The sequence below is a fragment of the Methylobacterium variabile genome, assembly GCF_001043975.1.
Classification (GTDB): domain Bacteria; phylum Pseudomonadota; class Alphaproteobacteria; order Rhizobiales; family Beijerinckiaceae; genus Methylobacterium; species Methylobacterium variabile.
Genome location: NZ_LABY01000069.1, coordinates 26,722 through 52,985 on the forward strand (window position 1 = coordinate 26,722; position 26,264 = coordinate 52,985).

Here is a 26,264-nt window from a genome sequence, read left to right on the forward strand (position 1 = left end):
GACCGAAGCGTGACGAGTGGGACCGACGATTACGTCTACGACGAGGCAACCGGCGAGTGGCGCCCCGCCGGCGAGATGGCCGCCGTGGCGACCCGCGCGGTGCGCGATGCGGCCGGCAACCTGCTGAGCGACGGCGATGCCGTCACCCTGATCAAGGACCTGAAGGTCAAAGGCGCCAACCAGACCCTCAAGCAGGGCACCGTGATCCGCTCGATCCGGCTCACCGACCGGGACGACGAGATCGACTGCCGTCACGACACCATCAAGGGCCTGGTGCTGCGCACCGAATTTGTTCGCAAACGCTAGGGCACTGCCCGATCGCGTTGCGACACCGGTACACGACACGGTGGCTCAGGCGTGCCGCATGGGCTGTGGAGTTTTCTTAAGCCACTTCCCCCTTTCCCGGACGACTGAAACGAAGTGGAAGGAGATCCGGGATCCAGGGGAGACGTGCCGCGAAGCGGCTCTGTCTGCTGCACAGTTGCAGACAGAGCCGCTTCGCGACTTTTCGTGCTGGATCCCGGATCTCCTTCCGCTGACGCTGCAGTTGACCGGGAAGGGGGAAGAAGTGGACAACAGGTTGTCTCGCCGACGAACCTCAGCCGTATGGAAGCCTGGCTTTATGCCAGTGTCGTGTACCACGGCGCTGCAATCGGGCAGAGCGCTAGGTTTTTGATTTTAGGTTTTTGATTTTGCCACATTTTCTCCGGCGAACCGGCATCCACGTCGTCGAGAAAACACTCCAGCACCGCACGGTCACCGCGGCATCAGCACCGGCACCATCCGACGCATCGCCTCGGTGAGGTCGGCGGCTGAGCGGGCGAAGCACAGCCGCAGGAACCCCTCGCCGCCGGGGCCGAAGGCCATGCCGGGGGCGAGCCCGACATTCGCCTCGTCGACGAGGCGCTTGGCGAGGCGGCGGTCGTCCGGCTCGGCCGGCACGCGCGGGAAGGCGTAGAAGGCGCCGGGCGGTGCCGGCAGCTCGACGCCCGGCACGGCGCGCAGGGCGTCGCAGACGATGGCGCGACCGGCGCGGGCCTGCGCGACCTGCTCGGCCACCAGAGCCTCGCCGTCCCGGATCGCCGTGACGGCGGCGTGCTGCAGGAAGGTCGCGACGCCCGACGTCCCGTAGAGCACCAGACCGTCGACGATCCGGCCGATCGCCGCAGGTCCTTCGAGCCAGCCGACCCGCCATCCGGTCATCGCCCAGTTCTTGGAGAAGGTCTGGACGAACAGCACCCGGTCGCGGTCCTCCGGCTGCCAGACGTCGCGGATCGAGGGCGCGCGGCTCAAGCCCTCGTGGGCGGGATCGAAGCAGAACCGACCGTAGATCTCGTCGGCGACGATCCAGAGGTCGTGGCGGCGGGCGATCTCGAGCACGGCCGCGAGGTCGGCACGCGTCGCGACCCAGCCGGTCGGATTTGCCGGGGTGTTGAGAACGAGGGCGCGGGTGCGGGGAGTGATCGCCGCTGCGATCCGCGCGATGTCGAGGCTCCAGCCGTTCACGGCGTCGAACTGCATCGGCACCGGGACCGGACGAGCCCCCTGCATCGCGATCGCGCCGAAGAAGTTCGACCAGGTCGGCGTCGGCAGGACCACCTCGTCGCCGGGCTCGGCCGCGATCCGGATCGCGGTGTGGAAGGCGTGCATGCCGCCGACCGTCACGAAGAACCGCTCGGGCCCGACCGGGTCGCCGTAGAGCCGCGAGACGTACTCCGCCAGGGCCTCGCGCAACTCCGGGATGCCGAGCATGCGCGTGTAGAAGGTGGCGCCGTCGCGCAGGGCCCGCTGCGCCGCCTCGGCGATGAAGGCCGGAGTCGGCCGGTCGCCCTCCCCGACCCAGAGCGGGATCAGGCCGCGCCGATCGAAGCCGTAGGCCACGAGCTCGCCGATGCCGCTCGGCAGCACCCCGGCCGCCTCGCGGCTCACCGGCGGCATCGTGTCGGGCAGGGGCGTGACGGTCATGCGGGCGACTCACCGGACGGGACGGGGTCCCAGGGATGGCAAGCCGGGCGCTCCGGCGCAAGCCGGAGCGATGACAAGCGGCACCGGACCGGCGCGGGTCCCGAAGAGCCGCGCCGGTCGAGCGGTGATCAGCCCTGCCGCACCAGGATCAGGGTGGCGAGCGGGGGCAGCGACAGGGTCAGCGAGCAGGATTGCCCGTGCGAGGCTTCCGGCTGCGCATCGACACCGCCGTAATTGCCGACGTTGCTGCCGCCGTAACCCTCGGCGTCCGAGTTGAACGCCTCGCGGTAGTGGCCGGGCATCGGCACGCCGATGCGGTAGCCGTGGCGCGGCACCGGCGTGAAGTTCGAGACCACGATGGCGATCTCGCCCTCGTTCCGGCCCTTGCGGGCCCAGGCGATGACGTTGTTCTCGGCATCGTCCGACACCAGCCACTGGAAGCCGCCGGCTTCCGTGTCGCGGGCATGCAGGGCCGGGGTCGCGACGTAGAGGTGGTTGAGGTCGCGCACCAGAGCCTTCAGTCCGGCGTGGAGCGGATCGTCCAGGAGGTGCCAGTCGAGGCTCTGGTTGTGGTTCCACTCCCGCTCCTGGCCGAACTCGCCGCCCATGAACAGCAGCTTCTTGCCCGGATGTCCCCACATGAAGCCGAAATAGGCGCGCAGGTTGGCGAATTTCTGCCAGCGGTCACCCGGCATCTTGCCTAGCAGCGAGCCCTTCCCGTGCACCACCTCGTCGTGGGACAGCGGCAGGATGAAGTTCTCGGAGAAGGCGTAGAGCAGCCCGAAGGTCAGGTCGTGGTGGTGGTAGCGCCGGTGCACCGGCTCCTTTGAGATGAAGCGCAGGGTGTCGTGCATCCACCCCATGTTCCACTTGAAGCCGAAGCCGAGCCCGCCGGTATAGGTCGGATGCGAAACGCCGGGCCACGAGGTCGATTCCTCCGCCACCGTCATCGTGCCGGGGGCGTGGCTGTAGGTCGCCTCGTTGGTCTTGCGCAGGAAGTTGATCGCGTCGAGGTTCTCGTTGCCGCCGTACTGGTTCGGGATCCACTCGCCGGCCCGGCGCGAGTAGTCGAGGTAGAGCATCGACGCCACCGCATCGACCCGCAGGCCGTCGAGGTGGTAGTGCTCGAGCCAGAACCGGGCGTTCGAGGCGAGGAACGCCGAGACCTCGGTGCGCCCGAAATTGTAGATGTAGGTGCCCCAGTCCTGGTGGAAGCCCTGGCGCGGGTCGGCGTGCTCGTAGAGGTGGGTGCCGTCGAACTGGCCGAGCCCGTGGGCGTCGAGGGGGAAGTGGCCCGGCACCCAGTCGAGCAGGATGCCGATGCCGGCCTCGTGGGCGGCGTTCACGAACTCCGCGAAGTCGTCCGGCGAGCCGAAGCGGCTGGTCGGCGCGTAGAGCGAGACTGGCTGGTAGCCCCAGGAGCCGTCGAACGGGTGCTCGGTGATCGGCAGGAGTTCGATGTGGGTGAAGCCCATCTCCTTGGCGTAGGGGATCAGGCGCGCGGCGAGCTCGCGATAGGTGAGGTAGCGGTTCCCCTCCTCCGGCACCCGCGCCCACGAGCCGAGATGGACCTCGTAGATCGAGATCGGGCCGTGCCGATGGTCGAGGGCGTTGCGGCTCGTCATCCAGGCGCCGTCGCGCCATTCCAGCGAGGGCAGGCCCTCGAGTCGCGAGGCGGTCTCCGGCGGCTGCTGGGCCGCGAAGGCGACCGGGTCGGCCTTGAGCGGCAGGAGCGTGCCGTCGGGCCCGCGGATCTCGAACTTGTAGTGCCCGCCCTTCCTCAGCTCGGGGATGAACAGCTCCCAGACGCCGCCATCCTGCCACAGCCGCATCGGGTGGCGCCGGCCATCCCAGTCGTTGAAGTCGCCGACCACGGAGACCCGGCGGGCGTTGGGGGCCCAGACCGCGAAGCGGAAGCCCGGCACGCCGCCGATCTCGATCGCCTGCGCCCCAAGCACCCGGTGCACGGCGTCGTTGCCGACGTCGCGCAGGAGCGGGATCTCCTGCTGGGTCAGGGTGGCGCCATATTCGTAGGGGTCGCGCCGGGTGCGCTCGGTGTTGTCCCAGCCCTCAACGGCGATGCGGTAATCCGGTCGCCCCTCGTGCGGGAAGGTCCCGACGAAGAAGCCCGCCGGGTGGCGCCGCTCCATCGGCACGCGGGTGTCGCCGACCACCACCGTGGCGGCGCGGGCCTCCGGCAGCACGGCGCGGATCTCCCACTGGCCCTCGGCCGCCTGGTGCGGGCCGAGCACCGCGAAGGGGTCGCCGTGGTCGGCGCGCATGATCGCCTCGACGGCGTCGGGATGGACCGCGTAGGCCCGGCCCGGCACCGGCGGCCGCGCCGGGCGGACCGGCGCAGGGCCCGAGACACGGGGCGAGGACGCCGCCTGCATGGCGGCGACGCGCAGCGAGACCGGCTTTCCGGGCTGGCGGTGGGCCTTCTTGGACGGCTTCGCCTTCGCGTCCACCTTCTTCCTGTCGGGATCCTTCCTGTCGGAATCCTTGGCGGCCTTCGTGCCCGCCGTGATCGGCGCCACCAGGGCCGCCTTGACCTTGAGCGTCGCCTTGTCCGCCTTCGCGGCCTTGCCGGTCTTCCTGACGGTCTCTGTCACGCTCGTCTCGGCCATGCGGTCGGTCTGGCGCCGGCGAGCGGCCGGCTTGCGGGCGCTGGTCTCGTCGTCCATGGGTCACGCACCTCTCTGGTCGGCCAGGATGGCAAGCACGCCGCGGGCCGGAATCTCGATCCAGTCCGGGCGGTTGTTGGCCTCGTAGTCGATCTCGTAGAGCGCCTTCTGCAGCAGGCAGAGGCGCAGCAGCCGGGCGCGCGTCGCCTCGTCGGTGACGTCGGCGCGGCTGCCCTTCACGGTCGCGGCGTAGGCCTCCAGGAAGGCGCCGCTCACCATCTCGCGCCAAGCGGCGACCGCGGCCGTCGCCCGGTCCTCTGCCTCCGCGAAGCGCGAGGCGACCTCCCGGGTCACGGTCTCGCCGCCGTAGGCGAGCGAGCGCAGGATGCCGGCGACGTCGCGCAACGGGGTCGACTTCGCGCGGCGCTCGTCCACCGGCCGCGACGGCTCGCCCTCGAAGTCGACGATGATGAGGTCGTCCTGCGAGGCCAGCACCTGGCCGAGATGGTAGTCGCCGTGGATGCGGGTGCGGTGGGCGCCGGCGGGCGCCTCGCGGCTCAGGCCCTCGATCAGCCCCTCGATCTCGGCCTTGGCGGCGAGGATCGCGGCGGCGGCTTCCTGCGCGCTCTCTGGGGCGGTGAAGCCCAGCGCCCCGCAGGCCCGCAGGGCCTTCTCGGCCTGGCGCCGCGTGTCGGCGGCGAGCACCGCGAGGTCGTCGGCCGTGAACGGCTCGGCGGCGAAGGCCGCGTCGTCGGTCTCGATGGCCAGCGCCCGGTGCATCTCGGCGGTGCGCTGGCCGAGCAGCCCCGCCCAGCGCAGGTGAGTGGCGAAGGCGTCCTGGGGCGAGGGCGCCTCGCTCTCGGGCACCAGCACGATCGTGTCGAGGTCGCGCCGCAGGTACTCGAGCATCAGGGTCCAGGCGTCGCCCTGGTTGCGCACGAAGGCCTGGAGCAGGCCGAGCGCCGTGGCGACGCCGTCCGGTCCGACATGCTCGACCACGCCGAGAAGCGCCGGGGTGTTGCGGAAGCCCGCCTGCTCGGTGAGGAAGCGGCCGACCTCAACCTCCGGGTGCGCACCGGGCTGGAGCCGGCGCAGCAGCTTCAGCATCAGCCGCGAGCCGAAGGCGATCGAGGTGTTGCTCTGCTCCGCCGAGAGCCGGCGGATGTCGGCGGGATCGAGCTCCAGCTCGGGATCGAACAGCGAGGTCGCCCGGAAGCGGATGCTGCCCTTCTCGGAGGCGATCTCCCGGTTGTTGCGGATCGCGTCGACCATCGCCAGGGCGAAGTCGGGCGAGGAGGCGGCGCCGTAGAGGAGGCCCATCCGCGGTCCGCGGCGCACGCGGGCGACCGCGTGGTCCATCAACGACTCGTCCTCGCGGCCCTCGTCGACGGCGAGCGGCACGAAGTAGTCCTGGGTGTCGCCGGTGGCGAGCGAGACCGCGATGCGCGGCAAGAGGAAGCCGCCAGTGCCGCTCAAGGACGGCAGGATCGCGCTGTCGACCACCTCAACGCCGCGGATGCGCGAGCCCTTGGCACCGAACCAGCGCCGGGAGCCGATGAAGCGCGGCGCCACCGTCCGCTCGAAGGCCTGGCGCTCGCGGCCCCTCATCAGGGTCTCGACGCCGCCGGTCAGCACCAGCGTGAACAGCTCCGGCGCCTCGGGCAGCGGGCCCATCGCGCCGGCATTCGCGGTCGAGAGCGAGAACCAGTAGAAGCCGTAGGCCGGCATGGTGAGCAGGTAGGGCAGGTCGCCGATCGGCGGGAACGAGGTGCCGCCGGTGAGCTCGACCGGCACCGCCGTGCGCAGGTCCGACAGATCGAGCTGCACCGCCTGCGGCGCCCGCGACAGGTTGGCGACGCAGAGCACGCGCTCGTTGTCGTGCTCGCGGATCCAGGCCAGCACCTTGCGGTTGTCCGGATAGAGGAAGCGCAAGGCCCCGCGCCCGAGCGAGACGTGGTTGTTGCGGATCGCGATCATCCGCCGGGTCCAGTTCAGCAAGCTGGTCTGCGACCGGGCATGGGCCTCGACGTTGACGGCGTCGAAGCCGTAGATCGGGTCCTGGATCGTCGGCAGGAACAGGCGGGCCGGGTCGGAGCGGGAGAAGCCGCCGTTGCGGTCCGGCGACCACTGCATCGGCGTGCGCACGCCGTCGCGGTCGCCGAGATAGATGTTGTCGCCCATCCCGATCTCGTCGCCGTAGTACAGCACCGGGGTGCCGGGCATCGAGAGCACCAGGAACTTCATCAGCTCGATCTTGCGCCGGTCGTTCTCGAGCAGGGGCGCGAGGCGGCGGCGGATGCCGAGGTTGATGCGGGCACGCCGATCGGCGGCGTAGAAGCTCCAGAGGTAGTCGCGCTCCTTGTCGGTCACCATCTCGAGCGTCAGCTCGTCATGGTTGCGCAAGAAGATCGCCCACTGGCACCCCTCCGGGATCTCCGGCGTCTGCCGCATGATGTCGGTGATCGGGTGCCGGTCCTCCTGTGCGATCGCCATGTACATCCGCGGCATCAGCGGGAAGTGGAACGCCATGTGGCATTCGTCGCCGTCGCCGAAATACTGCGCGGTCTCCTCCGGCCACTGGTTGGCCTCGGCCAGCAGCATGCGGTCGGGGTAGCTCTCGTCGAGGGCGGCGCGGATCTTCTTGATGACCGTGTGGGTCTCGGGGAGATTCTCGCAGTTCGTGCCGTCGCGCTCGATCAGGTACGGGATCGCGTCGAGGCGCAGGCCATCGACGCCCATGTCGAGCCAGTAGCGCATCACCTCGATCACCGCTTCGAGAACCTGCGGGTTGTCGAAGTTGAGGTCGGGCTGGTGCGAGTAGAACCGGTGCCAGTAATAGGCCTTGGCGACCGGGTCCCAGGTCCAGTTCGAGGCCTCGGTGTCGAGGAAGATGATGCGCGTATCGGTGTACTTCTCGTCGGTGTCCGACCAGACGTAGAAGTCGCGCCACTCCGAGTCCTTCGGGGCGTTGCGGGCGCGCTGGAACCAGGGATGCTGGTCCGAGGTGTGGTTGATGACGAGCTCGGTGATGACCCGAAGGCCCCGCTCGTGCGCCTCGTGCACGAAGGTGCGGAACTGGTCCATCGTGCCGTAGGACGGGTTGATGTCGCGATAATCCGCGATGTCGTAGCCGTCGTCCCGCAGCGGCGAGGGATAGAACGGCATCACCCAGATCGCCGTCACGCCGAGGTCGCGGATGTAGTCCAGCTTCGCGGTCAGGCCGTCGAAGTCGCCGATGCCGTCATTGTTCGCGTCGAAGAAGGACTTGACGTGGACTTGGTAGATGATGGCGTCACGGTACCATTGCGGATCGCTGCGATCGATCATCGCGTCAAAGCCTCATTCGATCGGGTCTTGGCGCCGGGTTGCGGCTGTCGCGGTGCTTGGGCTCAACGCGGGGCGCCGGGGAGAGTTCGGGGACCTTGAAGCCTGCCGGTGCGGACGGTCACCCGCCCGCACCGGCAAGGCCCGGCTAGGCACCTCCGTGCTGCCACGCGCCGCCGGGCGCCGCAAGCCGGACGGGGCGGCGCAGACGCCAGATCACCACCGAGCGCTCGGCCGGGTCGAGGGCGATGCGGTGGGTCTTGCCACGCAGCTCGAACTTGTAGCCCAGCAGGAGGTCCTCGACCTCGACGGCGCCGTCGTCGGGCAGGCCGAGCTGCCAGAGCGGCACCTCGTAGGTGCATTCCTGCCGGTTGCGCGGGTCGAGGTTGACCATGCAGAACACCGCGTTGTCGCCGGACGGTGTCATGCGCAGGTAGGCCAGGATCTGCTCGTTCCAGGCCGGGGTGAAGACCACGGTGCGGAAGTCCCACAGCGCCGGGTTCTCGCGCCGGATGCGGTTCAGTGCGATGATGTGGTCGCGGATGTTGCCGGGCCGGTAGTAGTCCCAGGCCTTCAGCTCGTACTTCTCGGAATCGAGGTACTCTTCCTTGCCGGGCACCGGTGCGGCGTCGCACAGCTCGAAGCCGTTATAGATGCCGTAGACGCTCGACAGCGTCGCGGCGAGCGTGCTGCGGATGATGAAGCCCGGCCGGCCGCTGGTCTGGAGGAAGATCGGGTTGATGTCCGGCGTGTTGGCGAAGAAGTTCGGGCGGTAGTACTCGCCCATCTCGCCGGCGAGTTCCGTCGAGTAGGCGGTCAGCTCGGCCTTGGTGTTGCGCCACGTGAAGTAGGTGTAGCTCTGCTGGAAACCGGCCTTGGCGAGCTTCTTCATCATCTTCGGCCGGGTGAAGGCCTCGGCGAGGAAGAGCACGTCCGGGTAACGATCGTTGACGTCGCGGATCATCCACTCCCAAAACGGGATCGGCTTGGTGTGCGGGTTGTCGACCCGGAAGATCTTCACCCCCAGCTCGACCCATCCGACGATGATGTCGCGCAGCTCGACCCACAGCGACGGTACCGCGCCCTCGCGGTAGAAGTCGACGTTGACGATGTCCTCGTACTTCTTCGGCGGGTTTTCGGCGAACTTGATCGTGCCGTCGGGCCGCCAGTCGAACCATTCCGGGTGCTGCTTGATCCAGGGATGGTCCGGCGAGCACTGGATGGCGAAGTCGAGGGCGACCTCCATGCCGTGGGCGTGGCTCGCCGCCACCAGGCGGCGGAAGTCGTCGAGGGTGCCGAGCTCAGGGTGCACCGCCTCGTGGCCGCCCTCCTCCGCGCCGACGGCGTAGACCGAGCCGACATCGCCCTCGCGCGCCTTGAGCGAGTTGTTCTTGCCCTTGCGGTTGGTCCGGCCGATCGGGTGGATCGGCGTGAAGTACAGCACGTCGAAGCCGAGCTCGCGGATCTCGGGCAGCCGCGCGATCACGTCGTCGAAGGTGCCGTGGCGGTTCGGGTCGCCGGATTGCGAGCGCGGAAAGATCTCGTACCAGGCCGAGAACCGGGCGGCGAGCCGGTCGGCCACCACCTCCAGGACCACCGGATAGCGCGAGAGGTTAACCCGCTCCGAGTTGCGGTGGATCAGGGCGGTGTGCTCCAGCAGGCGGCGAAGCTGGGCGGCGGAGCCGGCCTCCTCGGCCTCGAGGGCCGAGACGAGGCCGTTCAGCGCCGCGGCGTCGCTGCCCTCGGCGAGAGCCGCCGCACGCTTGACGAGCCCCACGCCCTCCATGGTCTCGAGCCGCACGTCGACGCCGGCGTTGCGCTTCTTCTCCAGCCCGCGGAGCCACGACGAGAAGTCGTCGCGCCACGCCTCCACCGTGTACTCGTAGCGGGCGTTGCGGGTGAGCGGGAAATGGCCGTGCCAGCGGTCGTTGTCGACGAACAGCATCGGGTCGCGGCGCCACTCGGTCTCCCCGGCGAGGCGCGAGAGGACCGCGGCGTTGATGACGTCGTGCCCGTCGGTGAAGATGTCGGCCTCGACATGGAGCTGGTCGCCGACGACGCGCTTGATCGCCGAGCGGCCGCCGTCGATCTCCGGGCTCACCGCCTCGATGACGACGCGCCCCTCCCCGTTCGGGGTGCTGCGGCGCGGCCGGCGCACGGCCGCGATGCGGCGGGCTGCCAGGATGTGGACGGCGCGCGGCGCGAGATCGAGCGCCTTGTCGGCCCGGAAGACGAGGGGCGACACCTCGGGGGTCAGGTCCTCGAACGGGCCGAACTCGCCGCCCGTGCCGGCGATCAGCGGCGCGGGATCGACCGCCACCATCGCGTCGGTCGGGTTGTAGAGCACGATCACCGCGTTCTCGGCCGAGCCGGGATGCCCGGTATCGATCCGGATCAGGGCGACGTACGGCGCATCCGGGGCCGAGAGGCGCCACTGCGCGCCCTCGACGTTCGCGGCAGGCAGATCGGCCCGCAGGCGGTTGATCGCCGCGATGTAGCCGGACACGTCGATGCCGGTCTCGTTCTCCCGCGATTCCGGCGTGGTCTCGACGACGTGCAGCGGCTGGGCGTAGCCCCATTCGTAGCCGATCGGCATCAGCACGCCGGCGGAGAAGAACGCCGCGAGGGCGTAGCGCGCCTTGAGCTCCCGGGCCACCGCCTCGCGCCCGCCCGGAAGGGAGGCCGCCAGGCGCGGCATGTCGTGATTCTCCGGGAAGGCGATCGAGGGCGCCAGGATGCGCAGGCGCTCGTACTGCTCGAGCGCCCAGGGCGCCTTCAGGTCCCACCAGGCGAAGGAGTTGAACAGGTAGTCGAACCCGGCCTCGGCGGTCGCCCGCGCCTCCTCGAAGGTGCAGCCCAGGGTCTCGGCGGCGAAGAGGGCGGCGTGGTCGCGGTCCTTGGCGGCGCCGATCAGGCTGCGCCAGACGTCCGGCGGCACCTTGTAGGCGGCGTCGCACCGGAAGCCCGCGACCCCGAGCCGCTGGAGCCGCTCGACGTAGCCGTTCCAGAACTCGGTCAGCGCCGTGCGCGAGCCCGGCGCCACGTAGTCGAACTCGGCGAGGTCGCCCCAGACCGTGATCTTGCTCGGGTCGTCCGGGTCGACGGCGTGCGGGCTCACCGGCGCGCCGGAGGCGTCGCGCACGAAGAAGTCCGGGCGCTCGTGCGCCAGCCTGCCGTCGTTGGCGGCATGGTTCACCACCAGGTCGGTCATGATCTTCAGGCCGTGCTCGGCCGCCGCCGCGCAGAAGCGGCGGATCTGCTCGTCGTCCGGGGTGCCGTCGAGGTCGCGCAGGCGCTCGTCGAGGCGATCCGGATCGGCCACGGCGTAGAGGGAGCGCGAGCCCCCGGTCTGGTGGAACGGGTTGAGATAGACCCAGTCGAAGCCGAGTGCCGCGATGCGGGGCAGCTCGGCGGTCCAGGCCGAGACCCGGCCCACCAGCAGCGGGAACAGGTTGTAGATGCGCGGTCCGGCCGCCAGCGGCGCCAGGGTCGCCGGCAGCGGCGTCACCTCGCGGGTGCGCTTCGCCGGCTTGGTGCTGGTGCGGGGTACGTTCATCGGCCCGATCCTGCCTGCTCTCTCTCGATCATCTCGCACGAGGAACCCGGTGCCCGGAGCGTCAGGTTCCCCGCTCCGGGGTCTCAACTGGCGGACTGACGCAGAACCGCCAGGGGCAGCCGCGCGAAGAGTCGCTCGACGGCGAGGCGCCCGCCCTCGGAGCGGACCTCGTCGCCCGTCACCAGGTCGCGCCAGACGCTGCCTTCCGGCACCGGCAGCACCGTCCCGGCGAAGCGGGCGGCGAGCTGGGTGCAGTCGCCAGCCTCGCCGGCGACGTGCCGGGGCACCGCGACCAGGAGATCGCCGGCCTCCGAGCCGGCGGTGGCGTCCTGGCGCAGGAAGGCGACGAGGCGTTCCGCCGCCTCGCCCTCGGCCGCGACCGGGGCGTAGTCGGCCTCGGCGTAGAAGCCGGGATGGGCCGCCCGGTCGGCGAGGAGCTGGGCCAGGACGAGCTGCTTGATCCGCCCGTCCGGCCAGGACGCGAGCAGGTCGCCCAAGGGCAAGTCCTGCCCGAGGGCGGCCTCGCGCTCGGCGTAGTCGACCGGGCGCCGGTTGTCGGGATCGACGAAGGAGAAGTCCCAGAACTCGGTGCCCTGGTAGATGTCGGGAAGGCCCGGCAGGGTGCATTTCAGCGCCGAGCGGGCGAGGCCGGTCACCATGCCGACCCGCGCCAGCCGCTCGGCGAAGGGCCGGAACTCGCGCAGGAACTCCGAGCCCGGCGCCACCAGGGCGTCGAACAGCCGGGCAACCGCGCCCTCGTAGGCCTCGTCGACGTTGACCCAGCTCGAGCGCCGCTTGCCCTCGCGCATCGCCTTCTCGGCATAGGCGCCGAGCCGCTTGCGGAATTCCCCGACGTCCTTCGGGTCCGGCGTCTCGGTCAGCAGCTCCAGCGGCCAGGCACCGAGGATCGCCTGCAGGAACATCCACTGGTCGTTGGCGTCCGGGGCCGCCTCGCCTTCCACCTCCGAGAGGTGAGGCTGCACCAGCCGACCCCACAGGGCCCAGGCCTGCTCCCACTCCTCGGGGATCTCGGAGAGCGCGAGCAGCCGGGTTCGGGCATCCTCGCCGCGCTTGGTGTCGTGGGTGGCCGTGGTGATCATCGCGTTCGGCCAGTCGCGGGCGCGGGCGGCCTGGAGCGCGTGGAAGTGGTCCGCCGACAGCCCGTACTCGCCGGGATCGCCCCCGACCTCGTTGAGGGCGAGGAGCTCGACGAAGCGGTAGAACAGCGTGTCCTCCAGGCTCTTGGCCATCACCGGGCCGGTGAGCTGCTGGAAGCGGCGGCGGAAGCGGCGCACCACCTCGGGGTCCGGCCGGCCCGGACCGTCGGTGTCGATCCGCCCGAGCAGCACGGCTTGCGCGAAGTCGTGCACCGACCGGTCGGGCAGGATCGAGCGGCGCTTGGCCTTGCGCACCGTGTCGCCGATGAGCTTCAGGTCCTCGGCCTCGATCTCGTTCTCGTCGAGCTCCTGGGGAAGGTAGCTGCGGTAGACCGGGAAGCGGGCGATGATCTCGGACAGGGCTTGGCGGAGCGCATTGACCGAGAAGTCGCGGGTGCGCCGGTCGGCGTCGGCCACCTGCTTGAGGTCCGAGGTCAGCACCTCCAGCTCGCTGGCGAAGCTGGTCTCCAGGATCTCGCCCTTCACGCTGCGCAGGAGCCAGCCGTAGGGCTCGTCCATGCCGGTGGCCCCGGCGTAGAGCCGGGCCACCGCCGCGCGCTTCTCCTGGTCGACGAACAGCCCGTCGATCTGGTTGAGCACGTCGTAGCCGGTGGTGCCGGCGATCGGCCAGGGCCGCAGGCGCTCGCCGGGCTCCAGGATCTTCTCCACCACGATGTAGAAGCCGGGCCCGAGGGCCGCCTGGAGGGCGCGGGCGTAGCCCGCCGGGTCGGCGAGGCCGTCGATGTGATCGATGCGCAACCCGTCGATGCGCCCTTCGCGGATCTGCCGGAAGAGCATCGCATGGGCGCCTTCGAACACCCGCCGGTTCTCGACCTTGAGCCCGGCGAGCGAGTTCACGTCGAAGAAGCGACGGTAGTTGATGTCGCTCGCCGCGACCCGCCAATGGGCGAGGCGATAGGCCTGGGCCTCGAGGATGCGGTGCAGCGCCCCGAAGCTGTCGGGATGGCCCTTGAAGCCGTTGACGAGGGTCACCGCGCGGTCGATCGCCGCCCTCAGCTCCGGCGAGGCGGAGACCGCGTGGGCGAGGCGGCGCTTCAGACCCTCGGCCTCCTCCGGGAAGCCGGCGAGGCGGTCGGTGTGGGTTTCATCGCCCATCCGGCGCAGGCGCTCGGAGATCGACAGGACCTCGGCGGACGCCTCGTCGCCGACCACCGGCAGCGCCGCCAGCGCCCTGTCGAGGACTATTGGGTAGCTCAGCGGGTTGACCGGGAAGCGGTGCTCGAAGTGCCAGACGCTGAGCGAGCCCTCCTCGGGGTCGAAGGCGAGCTTCAGGTCGCCCTTCTCCAAAGCCTCGCCGTAGCGGTCGCCGAGGAACGGCACGACGAGCTTGTTGCGGGCGCCGAGGCGGCCCCAGTCGATGTCGAAGGCGTCCGCCGCCGGCGACAGCGCCCCCCATTCGAGCACCGAGAGCCACCACGGGTTGTCGGCTCCGCCCACGCCCATATGGTTGGGCACGATGTCGAGCAGGAACTTCAGCCCATGCGCCTTCAGGCAGTCGCTGAAGCGCGCGAACGCCTCTTCGCCGCCCAGCTCCGGGTTGATCTCCCGGTGATCAACGATGTCGTAGCCGTGCATCGAGCCGGGCCGCGCCTTGTGGATCGGCGAAGCGTAGACGTGGCTGATGCCGAGCTTGGCCAGGTACGGGACGATCCTGGCCGCGTGGTCGAAGGTGAAATCCTTGTGGAACTGCAGCCGGTAGGTCGCCCGCGGCGGCGGCGACGCCAGCCGGGCCGCGCCCGAGCGGGGCCCGCGCTCCTCCGCCGACAGGGATGCGGCGAGCTTGGCGAGCGGCCCGCCCGGCTCGGCGATCGCCGCGAGGTCGCGGTCGAGCTTGCGGCGCCAGTTCGGGTAGCCCTCGGTGACGCCCGGCATGTTGGCCTGGGTCACCTCGCCGAGGATATCCTCGTACTGCACCGCGGTCAGCACCGAGGGCGCCCGGGCGAGGAAGCGCACCGCGGCCTCGAAGGGCGGCTGGTCCGGCGGCTCGGCCGAGGGGATCAGCCCCTCCTGGTTCAGGGCCTCGGCGAGGCGCCGGCGCTCGTGCACCCGCTCCTCGCGCTCGGACCCGGCCCGCTCGGCGTCGTAGAGGCCGAGCGACTGGCGCAGCTCGGTGTCGACGCCGCGCCACCAGCCGACGAAGGTCGGCAGGTCGTGGGTGGTGATGGCGCAGAGCGCGTCGCGGGGGTACTCCGCCGGGCGCTTGAACGTGCCGCCCTCGCCCCGCTCGAACGAGAGGATGCGGTAGCTCAGGATGCCGGCCTGCATCAGCGCGTCGGAGAAGCCGGCCGGCGCGGTGCCGAGATCCTCGGCGATCACCAGGCACTTCGCCCGGTGGCTCTCGAGGCGCAAGACCGCCAGCATCGCCTCGAACGGCATCGCCACGTAGGCGCCGACCTTAGGCCCCTGCCCCGCCGGGATCAGGAACAGGCGGGCGAGCTGGAAGGCGTGGTCGATCCGGATCGCGCCGGCATGGCGCATGTTGGCCTGGACGAGGGCCCGGAACGCCGCGAGGCCGTCGCGCTCCAGTTCCAGCGGGTCGAAGGGCGGCAGGCCCCAATCCTGGCCGTTCGGCGCCAGGATGTCCGGCGGCGCGCCGATCGACAGCCCGGCGGCGAAGCGCTCAGGATGAGACCAGATCTCCGAGCCGCCGCGATCGGCCCCGACCGCGAGGTCGCGGTAGAGCCCGAGCCGCATCCCCGAGGCGAGGCCCTGCGCGGCCGCACGGGCGAGCTGCCGGTCGGCGAGGAATTGCAGCCAGGCGTGGTAGGACACCCGCTCCTGGTGCTCGGCGGCGAAGGCCGCGACTTCCGCGGTGCCGTTGCGGCGGTAGGCCTCCGGCCAGTCGCCGAGCCAGTGGGCGCCCTGCCCGGCGAAGTGCTCGGCCAGGGCCTCGAACGTCGCGTGGGCTTCCAGGTTCTCGCCGAAGGCGGCACGGAAGGCCAGGAACTCGGTGTCCCGGCCGGCGCGGGCCGGGGAGTCCTGCCACAGCGCCTCGAGGACCGGGCTCAGCACCTGCCACACGCCGGCATGATCGACGAGCGAGGCGTCGCGCAGGCGGGCGATCTCGGGCGCGGCCTCCTTCAGCAGGCGCTCGGCCCGGCTGCCGGAAAGACCCGGCAGGGCGGCGGAATCGAGGTAGAGGGTCTCGAGGAACAGGCGCGACGACGGCGAGTAGGGCGAGACCTTCTGCCGGTCGGTCGAGAACAGGGCGTGGACCGGGCTCAAGCCCAGGAAGGCGGCGCCCCGGGCGCCGGCATCCGCGGCGGCCCGGCCCGCATCGGCGTAGGTGCCGATGCCGAGATTGGTCTCCGAGCGTAGGCCGTAGAGCTGGGCAGCGAGGCCCCAGTCCCGGGCGCCCTCGTCGCCGAGCGCCCGGGGCCGCCAGCAGCGCTGGGGCGCGGCGATCACCATCGCCTCCGCCCGCTGGTCGCCGAGCGTCACGGTCAGGCGGTGATAGCCCGGGGTGAGCGGCGGCAGTTCGATGACGACGACGTCTCTTCCGAGGACGGCCCGCCCGCCCCGGGCGGTGCCGCGCTCGTCGACGACGCGCCAGCTCAGCGTGCCGGAGCGCTGGTCCAGCCGGACCGGCACCCGCGCGGCGCGGCGCGCCTCGATCGGCACCAGCGGCGGCACGAGGCCGTGCCGCAGGGACCGAATGCGGGCGAGGCTCGCCTGCGCCTCCTCCTCCGTGCCGGCCGGCAGGCCGAGCGCGGCGAGGAGCCCCTGCCGCACGGCGAGCGGGGTCTCGACGCGCTGGCCGAAGGCATCGGTGTAGTCCGCGGCGATTCCCGCTTCATCGGCGAGCCGCGCGACGACATCCTCAGTCACGGCCATCTCAACGCACCTCTTTCACGAACAGGCCCGACCAGGCGGGCAGGACCAGGGAACCGTTCTCGCCCTCCGTGACCGCGGGCGAGCGCCAGATGACGCGGCCGGGCGGCCGCGGCAGCGTGTACGCCTCGCCCCCGAACACTCCGACGAAGCGGAGCGTCCCGCCGGCGAACGACCAGGTCACGTCGATCACGTCGGGCCGCGGCAGGGCGTAGGTGCCGCCCTGCCAGGCGGTCATCGTCAGCGGCACCACCTCGCGCTGGCGCAGGTGCAGGAGCGCAGTCGTGTCGGCCAGGACCTCGCGGTGCGGCGAGCGCTCCCGCTCGGCCCAGTCCAGGGTCGAGCGGCGGAACGTCTCCTCGGCGGTCGGATCGGGGATCGTCTTCGCCTTCTCCTCGTCGGCGAATGCGGCGAAGCTCTTGAACTCGCGCCGGCGGCCGTCGCGCACCGCCTTGTTCAGCTCCTCGTCCGGGGCAAAGTCGACGAAGAACAGGAACGGCGTCGAGGCCGACCATTCCTCGCCCATCCACAGCATCGGGATCTGCGGGCTCAGCAGCAGCCCGGCCCGGGCCAGCGCCAGCCTGTCCGGGTCGGCGAGGTGGCTCAGGCGCTCGCCGAGCGCCCGGTTGCCGACCTGGTCGTGGTTCTGCAGGAAGGTGACGAAGGCGGACGGCGGCAGGTGGCCGGAGGCCTCGCCGCGGGGGTGGTTGTCGAGGGTCTTGAACGGCTCGCCCTGGTAGGCGAAGCCCTCGGCGAGGCTGCGGGCGAGGTGCGCCGCCGGCTTGTCGGAGAAGCTCTCGTAGTAGCCGGAATCCTCGCCGGTCAGCAGGATGTGCCAGCCGTGATGGGTGTCGTCGGCCCATTGCGCGCTGTGCAGGCGCGGCGTGCCGGCCTCGTCCCGCTCGAGCCAGCGGGCCTGGTTGGCCTCGTTCTCCAGCATCAGGTGGACCGGCCGGTGGGGATAGGCGCCGCGGATGCGCTCGGCCAACTCGGCGAGGAAGTGCTTGTCCGAGTCGTCCAGGATGGCGTGGACGGCATCGAAGCGCAGGCCATCGACGTGGAACTCCTCCAGCCAGTACAGGGCATTGTGGACGAAGTAGTCCCGCACCACCTGGCCGCTGGTCTTGCCGTCGAAGTTGATGCCCGCGCCCCACGGGGTCTGGTGGCGCTCGGTGAAGAACGTCTTGGCGTAGGCGTGGAGGTAGTTCCCCGCCGGGCCGAAGTGGTTGTAGACGACGTCGATGAACACCATCAGGCCGAGGCCGTGCGCCCGGTCGACGAGGCGCCGCAGGTCGTCCGGGGTGCCGTAGGCCGAGTCGGGTGCGTAGGGCAGCACGCCGTCGTAGCCCCAGTTGCGGGTACCCTTGAAGTCGGCCAGCGGCAGCAGCTCGATCGCGGTGACGCCGAGGTTGCGCAAGGCCTCGAGCCGCTGGCCGAGCGCCGCGTAGGTGCCCTCCGGCGTCGCGGTGCCGACGTGGCATTCGTAGATCACCGCCTCCTCGAACGGGCGCCCGGCCCAGCCCTCATCCGTCCACGGGAAGCCGGCGGGATCGATCACCTCGCTCAGGCCCGAGACGTCCTCGGGCTGGAAGCGCGAGGCGGGGTCGGGCACGACGAGTTCGCCGTCGATCCGGTAGCCGTAGCGCGCCCCGGCGCGGACGCCCGGCACGGTCAGCCGGCGCCAGCCCTCGCCCTGGTCGTCCAGGGGATGCTCGGTGCCGTCGAGCACCAGGGCGACGCGCTCGGCGGTCGGTGCCCAGAGGGCAAAGCGCACGCCCTCCGGTCCGATCTCCGCACCGAATGGCATGCTGTGGGCGCGCCGCATCGGGCCACCATCCTTCGAAACCGTGGTTGAACGAACGGCGTGGGGCGCCGCTCAGGAAATTCCGCCGCCTTGGCCTGGTTCCTTGGCCTGGTTCCGCAGCGCGAAGACGTGAGATCGACCCGGGAGCTAAGGCGGCCCGAGCCCGCGGCAATGGCCGTGCGGGCGACTCGTGAGAGGGATCGCCATCCTCAGCATTCGTCAGGCGCGAACACGCGACGACCGGGCCTTCAATGCGTGGCAGGTTCTCGCTGCAGACCCGGCATCCGCCCGTGGGGGACCTTACGTCAGAGCACCCATGCCAGGGTCGCCGCGACGGCGACCGCGAAGGCGCCGCCGGCGGCGGAGACGGCCACCCGGCCGAGGCCCGCAGTCGCCGCGCCGACGCCGTCCTCCGCTAAGCCGAAGGCCTGGCCGGCGGCCTGCTCGGCGCGGGCGAGGGAGAGGTGGCGGGCGTGGCGGGTGACGGCGGTCATCGTCGGAACGCTCCTGCGGCGGCGGCCTGGTGCGGCGGAGGGCCAGCCGTCTCGACAACGGATGGCCACTGCCGAGGTTCCGGGGCACCCGGTCCATCACCGGGCTTTAAGGGAATTTGTTTACGTCTCGGTGACTCTGGTACGGGTTCTTCCGTGCGACGGTCCGGGCCGCCGCGCCACGGCCCGCTGCCCTGCCCATGTGCCACGCCCCGAAGCCGCCGGAAGCCCCTTTTTGTTCCGCGTTTGTTCCGGTATAGGGAGAGGATGACCTCGAATGCTGCCAGAGCCCTTCCCCCACCGCGAGGCCGTCGCGTGAGCGAGGCCGCACGAGACCTGTTCGGACCGGGCGGCAAGCCGCCGGCCGAGCCGGCCCGGCGCGCCAAGCCGGTCGCCGTGCCCCCGCCCGCGGAGGCGGCGGAGGCCGGGTACGATGCCTCGGCAATCGAGGTGCTGGAGGGCCTGGAGCCGGTGCGGCGCCGGCCGGGCATGTATATCGGCGGCACCGACGAGAAGGCGCTGCATCACCTCTTCGCCGAGGTGATCGACAACGCCATGGACGAGGCCGTCGCAGGCCATGCCAGCTTCATCGAGGTCGAGCTCGAGGAGAGCGGCTGCCTCGCGGTGACCGACAACGGCCGCGGCATCCCGGTCGATCCGCACCCGAAATTCCCGGGCAAGTCGGCGCTCGAGGTCATCATGACTACGCTGCACGCGGGCGGCAAGTTCGACTCGAAGGTCTACGAGACCTCCGGCGGCCTGCACGGCGTCGGCATCTCGGTGGTGAACGCCCTCTCGGACGTCCTCGAGGTCGAGGTCGCCCGCAACCAGACCCTTTATCGGCAGACCTTCTCGCGCGGCCACGCGCAAGGGGCGCTCGAGACGGTCGGCCGGGTGCAGAACCGGCGCGGTACCAAGGTGCGCTTCCACCCGGACGCCGAGATCTTCGGCGAGCACCGGTTCGATCCGCGCCGCCTGTTCAAGATGGCACGCTCGAAGGCCTACCTGTTCGGCGGCGTCGAGATCCGCTGGCGCTGCGCCCCCGCCCTGCTCGAGGGCGTCGAGAACGTGCCGGCGGAGGCGGTGCACCGCTTCCCGGCCGGCCTCAAGGACTATCTCGCCCGGGAGATCGACGGCAAGGAGCTCGTCGCCGACAACGTCTTCGCCGGCAAGGTCACCAGGCCCGGCAGCCACGGCTCCCTCGAATGGGCGGTGGCGTGGCTCGCCAACGACGACGGCTTCTCCTCGTCCTACTGCAACACCATCCCGACGCCGGAGGGCGGCACCCACGAGAGCGGGATGCGGGTGGCCCTGCTGCGGGGCCTGCGCGACCACGCCGAGCGGGTCGGTCAGGTGAAGCGCGTGCAGTCGGTCACCGCCGACGACGTGATGGCGACCTGCGCGGCGATGCTCTCGGTGTTCATCCGCGAGCCGGAGTTCCAGGGCCAGACCAAGGACAAGCTCGCGACGCTGGAAGCCTCCCGCATCGTCGAGGCGGCGATCCGCGACGCCTTCGATCACTGGCTCGCCGCCTCCCCGGCCCAGGCCAACAAGCTCCTCGACTGGGTGATCGACCGGGCCGAGGAGCGCCTGCGCCGGCGCCAGGAGAAGGAGGTCGCCCGCAAGACCGCGACCCGCAAGCTGCGCCTGCCGGGCAAGCTGGCGGATTGCTCGAAAGCCGGCGCCGCGGGCTCCGAGATCTTCATCGTCGAGGGCGACTCGGCCGGCGGCTCGGCCAAGCAGGCCCGCGACCGCGCCACCCAGGCGATCCTCCCCTTGCGCGGCAAGATCCTCAACGTCGCCTCGGCGAGCCGGGACAAGCTCGGGGCGAACCAGCTCCTCTCCGACCTGATCCAGGCGCTCGGCTGCGGCATCGGCAACCAGTACCGGCACGACGACCTTCGCTACGAGAAGGTCATCATCATGACCGACGCCGACGTCGACGGCGCCCACATCGCCTCGCTGCTCATCACCTTCTTCTACCGGCAGATGCCACGGCTGATCGAGGGCGGCCACCTCTACCTGGCGGTGCCCCCGCTCTACCGCCTGACGCAAGGAGCGAAGAGCGCCTACGCCCGGGACGACCGCCACAAGGAGCAGCTGCTCAAGACCACGTTCAAGTCGGGCAAGGTCGAGATCGGGCGCTTCAAGGGCCTGGGCGAGATGATGCCCGGGCAGCTCAAGGAGACCACGATGGACCCGAAGAAGCGCACGCTGCTGCGGGTCGAGGTGGTGGAGGAGGCGAAGGCCGAGACCGGCGACACCGTCGAGCGGCTGATGGGCAACAAGCCCGAGGCCCGTTTCGCCTTCATCTCCGAGCGGGCGGTGTTCGCCGACGAGATCGAGCTCGATATCTGACGGATCGAGGATGGACTGGGAGGGGACGGCGCGAGCCGTCCCCGGCCGAAGACGACGAAGGCCCGGCCGCGCGAGCGGCCGGGCCTTCGTCGTCTCTGCCAGATCAGGATCGCCTCTGCGGTGTCCCGATCCGCCAAAGCGAAGAGCCCGGCCGTGAGGCCGGGCTCCGCTCCGTCCGGAGGACGGATCGTCGAGACTAGAAGCCGTTGAACTTGTAGTTCAGGCCGGCGCGGACGACCGCGAACTCGGTGTCGCGACGGGACTGGCCCGGGTTCACGACGACCACGCCCGGCGAGGTGACGGTGTTGATCACGGTGCCGGCGTTGTTGATCGCGAAGGCGCCGTTGTTGCGGTTGCCCTGATCCAGGTTCACGTACAGGCCTTCGACCTTGAGGGTCACGGCCGACGAACGGAAGAAGTTCAGGAACGAGTCGGTGGGCAGAGCGTACTCGACACCGCCGCCGACCACCCAGCCGGTCTGGAACTCGTCGCGGCTGGTGTTCGGCAGGCCGAAGTCGCGACCACCGCCCGAGCCGTAGGCGAAACCGCCGGTGGCGTAGACCAGGGTGCGGTCCCAGGCGTAGCCGAGGCGGCCGCGCACGGTGCCGAAGAAGTCCAGACCCGACAGGCCGTTCGGGTTGAACACCTGCTGCGCCGCCAGCGGGCTGGTGGACACGAAGCGGTTGCGGTCACGGCCGAAGTCGACGTACTGGGCGTCGGCCTCGATGCCGACGACCACGCCCGAGCCCGGGGTGAACTGGTAGTTGTAGCCGATCTGGCCGCCGCCGACGAAGCCGTCGTTGCTGTTGCGGTTGCCGAAGGCGAGCACGCCGGTGGTGCCGGGAGCGACGAGGCCGGTGGCCGGGCCGACGCCGATGACGGGGCCGGTGCGGCGGTCATCCGTGCCGAAGCCGTAGCCGGCGTTGAAACCGGCGTAGAAGCCCGTCCAGGTGAAGACCGGCACCGGCGTGAACACCGGCGGGGGAGCCGCGCGCCGCGGCAGGTCGGCAGCCGAAGCAGCCGCAGACAGGCCGACGAGGGCCACGGAGGCGAGGAGGATCTTCTTCATTCTCTGACTGGTCCTGGTTGGCGAGAGCCGGCGCGCTTCTATCCCCGGTCGGTCACCCGGTCTGTCGCATTCCTGCAACGAGGGCAGGGTTTACCCGGTCACCCGTCAACGAAACGTGAATCGACGGCGATCGCGAGCGCGAAAAAGCGAGCAGAAGCGATCACTTGGCATTAACCATGACGCCGCGGCCCCTCCGCAGGACCATCCTCGGGTAAACCGCCACGCCAGTGCGCAGGTGCGAAATGGCGCCGCTCCCCTCCTCTGCCGCACGTGGCGGATCGCCCTCTTCACGGTCGCAGCCGCGCTCGCGAAGATGATCGCCTCACGCGAACCATCCGGCGCTGGCCCAGATCCGGTCGCGGACCTGCAGAGCGGCGCCGGGCCGCGAGAGCACCGGATCGACCACCCGCGAGCGCCGCGCGGACGCGGCTCGATCCCGGCCCCGCTCTCCCGCATCCCCGAGGATCTTCGGGGAAGTCCTTCGCGGGCGCGCGGGCCGGAGGTCGCGGCGCGGCCTTTCCCACCGAACAAATCCCGGGCAGCACTTGACAAATGATCCGGCATCGGGCGTGTCCTGCGGGCGGTCGCGTGCCCGACGCGACGGAGCAATGGCGTGAACGTCCCACCTCGGCGCATCCGGCGCGGGACAGGCTGCGAAACGAGTTTGCATCCCAGCCGTTGCCGCGACGGATTCTCCGCGCCGGCCCGATCTGCCCGCGCGCAACGGTTCTCTTCAGGATGTCATTCGCCGAACTGGGTTTAAGCGAGAAGGTCCAGCAGGCCGTCCAGGCCGCGGGTTACACGACGCCGACCCCGATCCAAGCCCAAGCCATACCGCACGTCCTCGCGCGGCGCGACGTCCTGGGCGTCGCCCAGACCGGCACCGGCAAGACGGCGGCGTTCACGCTGCCGATGCTCACCCTGCTCGAGCAGGGCCGGGCCAGGGCCCGGATGCCGCGCACGCTGATCCTCGAACCGACGCGCGAACTCGCCGCGCAGGTCGTGGAGAACTTCGAGCGCTACGGCAGCAACCACAAGCTCAACGTGGCGTTGCTGATCGGCGGCGTCTCGTTCGCTGACCAGGATCTCAAGATCACCCGCGGCGTCGATGTTCTGATCGCGACCCCGGGGCGGCTCCTCGACCATTTCGAGCGCGGCAAGCTGCTGCTCACCGGCGTCGAACTCCTCGTCATCGACGAGGCCGACCGGATGCTCGACATGGGGTTCATCCCCGACATCGAGCGCATCGTGAAGCTCGTGCCGTTCACCCGGCAGACGCTGTTCTTCTCGGCGACGATGCCGCCGGAGATCCAGCGGCTCGCCGACGACTTCCTCCACAATCCCGTCCGCATCGAGGTGGCGCGCCCCGCCTCCACCGCCTCGACCATCACGCAGCGGCTGGTCGCTACGGGGTCCGAGGGCCACCAGAAGCGCAAGACCCTGCGCAAGCTCATCCGCGCCGCCGAGGAGCTGAACAACGGCATCATTTTCTGCAACCGCAAGCGGGACGTCGCGCAGCTGCAGAAGTCGCTGTCGAACCACGGCTTCAACGTCGCGGCCCTGCACGGCGACATGGACCAGCGCGCCCGCATGGCGGCGCTCGACGCCTTCCGGTCCGGCGAGGTGCCGCTGCTCGTTGCCAGCGACGTGGCCGCCCGAGGCCTCGACATTCCGGCGGTGAGCCACGTCTTCAACTTCGACGTCCCCCATCACGCCGAGGATTACGTCCACCGCATCGGCCGCACCGGCCGCGCGGGCCGCAGCGGGGCCGCCTTCACTCTGGTCGGCCGGGGTGACGAGAAGTCGCTCGCCGCCATCGAGACGCTGATCGGGCAGCCGATCGCCTGGGCGGATGGCGACCTCGCGAGCCTGCCCGAGGGCGAGGCCGACGAGCCGGGCGAGCGGCGGAGCCGGGGCGGTCGCGGCCGGCGCGAGGAAGGCCGCCGGGAGGAGAATCGCCGCGAGGAAGGCCGGCGCGACGAGGGACGCCGCGACGACACGCGCCGGCGCCGCGCCCGCAGCCCGCGGCCAGAGGAGGCGCCACCGCGCCGCAACGGCGAGGCACCGCGCGCCGTGGACGCGCCTCGCCTTCAGGATGAGCGCCCCGTCGGACGTCGGAACACCCGGAGCCGGGACGACGACGCGATGCCGGACGCCGAGATCGGCATGGGTGCCCATGTCCCGGCCTTCCTGCTACGGCCGGTTGTGCTGAAGAAGCGCAAAGAGAGCGAGTAGACAGGGGATTCCGCCTGTGTCAGCGCCAGGCGCGTTCGCACTTTAACTGCTTCTCCACGCACGGACCCTACAGATGGTCCGGAGCTGCCTGCGCGAAGCCGGCAGCCAGCGCGGAGACGTTCGATGCCTGACCTGAGCAGCGCCGAGCTTGATCGGAGCTTCTTGTTCGGTCAGCGGGCGATGGAGCTGATGAAGGCGTACCGCTCATCGGCGACGCCCCGGGGCTACGCCGTCTGGTACACCTACGTCGCTGGCCTGAACCCGCAGCTCAACGAATCCGTGAAGCGGATCACTGCCGAGCACGGTGCGCTGACCGACAACAACGTCGACATCCTCTTCGAAACCTATCTCGACAATCGCCAGCTCTCGACCGAGACCGAGCGGGCGAGCACCGGCGTGCTCGCCGAGATCGAGCAGATCATGGAGATGCTGGACGCGGCCCTGGGCTCGACCGCTCGCTACGGCGCCTCGCTCCAGGCCTTCAGTCAGGATCTCGCCGCGCCTGCGGTGAACCGCGCGCGGGTGCGGGAGATCGTCTCGTCGCTCGTCGTCACCACGCGCGACGTGGCGGCCAACAACCGCACCCTGGAAGCGCGGATGCGGGAGAGCCGCAACGAGATCGAGACGTTGCGCGAGACCCTGGAGGCGGTGCGGGTGGAATCCCTGACCGATCCGCTGACTGGCATCGGCAACCGCAAGCACTTCGAGGAGATGCTGCGCAAGGCCGTCGACCACGCCGCGGTGCAGAGCCAGGTTGTCTGCCTCGTCGTGCTCGACATCGACCACTTCAAGCGCTTCAACGACCTCTACGGCCACCTGACCGGCGACCAGGTGCTGCGGCTGGTGGCGATGACCATGCGCGAATGCGTCGAGCCGCGCACCACCATTGCGCGGTTCGGCGGGGAGGAGTTCGGCATCATCCTGCCGGATTGCGGCCGGCTGGAAGCGCGGGAACTGGCCGAGAAGGTGCGTACCAGCGTGATGGGACGCGAGCTCGTCAAGCGCTCCACTGGCGAGTGCCTGGGCCGCATCACCGTGTCAGTCGGCCTCGCGGTCTACCGCCGCGGCGACACCGCGGTGTCGCTGCTCGAGCGGGCGGACCACTGCATGTTCACGGCCAAGCGCTCCGGACGCAACCGGGTCGTCGACGACTCCGTGGCGGTCGATACGATGAACGACGTCGCCTGAGCTGCCTCCCGCGGGCGTCGATCGACGAAGAGGAGTGCCGGGCCGGTCGTCGGCCAACGGCCTGGAGAACGCGGGGCCGAGAGGCCCGGGCGGAACCCCGATGTGAGGCTCCGCCGGGCGACGCCGTGATCAGGCGTGGGCGGCCGTGAGGGCGTTCGGATCGGCGGGCGTGATCGCGACCGATTCGCCGCAGCCGCAGGCCGAGGTCTGGTTGGGATTGTTGAACACGAACTGCGAGGCCAGCTTCGTGGTCTGGAAATCCATCTCGGTGCCGAGCAGGAACAGCACCGCCTTCGGGTCGATGAAGACGCGCACCCCCTTGTCCTCGACCACGTCCTCGCCGGGCTTGCGCTCCTCGGCGTACTCCATCGTGTAGCTCATCCCGGCGCAGCCGCCGTTCTTGACGCCGACGCGCAGCCCCGCGATGGGGCGCTCGGCGTCGGCCATGATGCCCTTGATCCGCTCGGCGGCGGCCTCGGTCAGCGACATCACCTTGAAGCTCGGTGCCATTGTAAGAACTCTCTCCGGCGGCCGGGTTCAAGGCCCGGGCGGTTGAGGCGTGACGTTACGATCCGAAGATAAGCATCCCGGTCCCCGCGGTCCACCACGGGATGTGCCAGGATGGGATGCGACGGAGGCAG

Annotated in this window: 13 protein-coding genes; 4 read left to right on the plus strand and 9 right to left on the minus strand. The window is 70.4% G+C overall.

Features of this window, described 5'->3' with window-relative positions; genetic code table 11:
- The first annotated feature begins 9 nt into the window (after positions 1-9).
- Positions 10-306 (plus strand): alkylphosphonate utilization protein, encoded by a 297-nt coding sequence (locus VQ02_RS11335; protein WP_048444297.1) that lies wholly within the window; start codon positions 10-12, stop codon positions 304-306.
- A 450-nt stretch (positions 307-756) separates the two neighbouring features.
- Here VQ02_RS11335 and VQ02_RS11340 read toward each other — a convergent pair whose 3' ends face one another.
- The 7 genes from VQ02_RS11340 to VQ02_RS11370 all read right to left on the minus strand — a co-directional run bounded on the left by VQ02_RS11340 (position 757) and on the right by VQ02_RS11370 (position 18,776).
- Entirely contained in the window at positions 757-1,965 is a 1,209-nt protein-coding gene (locus VQ02_RS11340) for a pyridoxal phosphate-dependent aminotransferase (RefSeq protein ID WP_048444298.1), read from the minus strand.
- A gap of 128 nt (positions 1,966-2,093) precedes the next feature.
- Positions 2,094-4,358: a 1,4-alpha-glucan branching protein GlgB gene (gene glgB, locus VQ02_RS11345; RefSeq protein WP_048444319.1), complete on the minus strand. Its 2,265-nt coding sequence runs from the start codon at positions 4,356-4,358 to the stop codon at positions 2,094-2,096.
- A gap of 294 nt (positions 4,359-4,652) precedes the next feature.
- Positions 4,653-7,916, minus strand: coding sequence for a maltose alpha-D-glucosyltransferase (gene treS / locus VQ02_RS11350; RefSeq protein ID WP_048444299.1), 3,264 nt, complete (start codon positions 7,914-7,916; stop codon positions 4,653-4,655).
- Positions 7,917-8,061: 145 nt separating this feature from the next.
- Entirely contained in the window at positions 8,062-11,469 is a 3,408-nt protein-coding gene (locus VQ02_RS11355) for a maltotransferase domain-containing protein (protein WP_048444300.1), read from the minus strand.
- Positions 11,470-11,552: 83 nt separating this feature from the next.
- On the minus strand, positions 11,553-16,481 hold the full coding sequence (locus tag VQ02_RS11360; protein WP_048444301.1) for a malto-oligosyltrehalose synthase: 4,929 nt from the start codon (positions 16,479-16,481) through the stop codon (positions 11,553-11,555).
- 1 nt (position 16,482) lies between these two features.
- Positions 16,483-18,303, minus strand: a complete 1,821-nt coding sequence (gene treZ / locus VQ02_RS11365) for a malto-oligosyltrehalose trehalohydrolase (RefSeq protein ID WP_048444302.1) — start codon at positions 18,301-18,303, stop codon at positions 16,483-16,485.
- Between the two features lie 284 nt (positions 18,304-18,587).
- Positions 18,588-18,776 (minus strand): hypothetical protein, encoded by a 189-nt coding sequence (locus tag VQ02_RS11370; RefSeq protein ID WP_048444303.1) that lies wholly within the window; start codon positions 18,774-18,776, stop codon positions 18,588-18,590.
- A 312-nt stretch (positions 18,777-19,088) separates the two neighbouring features.
- On the opposite strand from VQ02_RS11370, the gene parE reads away from it, so the two are divergent.
- Positions 19,089-21,131 carry a DNA topoisomerase IV subunit B gene (parE, locus tag VQ02_RS11375; protein WP_048444304.1) on the plus strand — a complete coding sequence of 681 codons (2,043 nt, stop codon included), beginning with the start codon at positions 19,089-19,091 and terminating at the stop codon, positions 21,129-21,131.
- Positions 21,132-21,327: 196 nt separating this feature from the next.
- Here the strand turns inward: parE and VQ02_RS11380 are convergent, their stop codons facing one another.
- Complete coding sequence (locus VQ02_RS11380; protein WP_048444305.1) at positions 21,328-22,200, minus strand: outer membrane protein; 873 nt, start codon at positions 22,198-22,200, stop codon at positions 21,328-21,330.
- Positions 22,201-22,938: 738 nt separating this feature from the next.
- Here VQ02_RS11380 and VQ02_RS11385 point away from each other — a divergent pair.
- Positions 22,939-24,435, plus strand: coding sequence for a DEAD/DEAH box helicase (locus VQ02_RS11385; RefSeq protein ID WP_048444306.1), 1,497 nt, complete (start codon positions 22,939-22,941; stop codon positions 24,433-24,435).
- 123 nt (positions 24,436-24,558) lie between these two features.
- On the plus strand, positions 24,559-25,623 hold the full coding sequence (locus VQ02_RS11390; RefSeq protein ID WP_048444307.1) for a GGDEF domain-containing protein: 1,065 nt from the start codon (positions 24,559-24,561) through the stop codon (positions 25,621-25,623).
- 129 nt (positions 25,624-25,752) lie between these two features.
- On the opposite strand, the gene sufA is transcribed toward VQ02_RS11390, so the two are convergent.
- Positions 25,753-26,133 carry a Fe-S cluster assembly scaffold SufA gene (gene sufA, locus VQ02_RS11395; protein ID WP_048444308.1) on the minus strand — a complete coding sequence of 127 codons (381 nt, stop codon included), beginning with the start codon at positions 26,131-26,133 and terminating at the stop codon, positions 25,753-25,755.
- Positions 26,134-26,264: the final 131 nt, after the last annotated feature.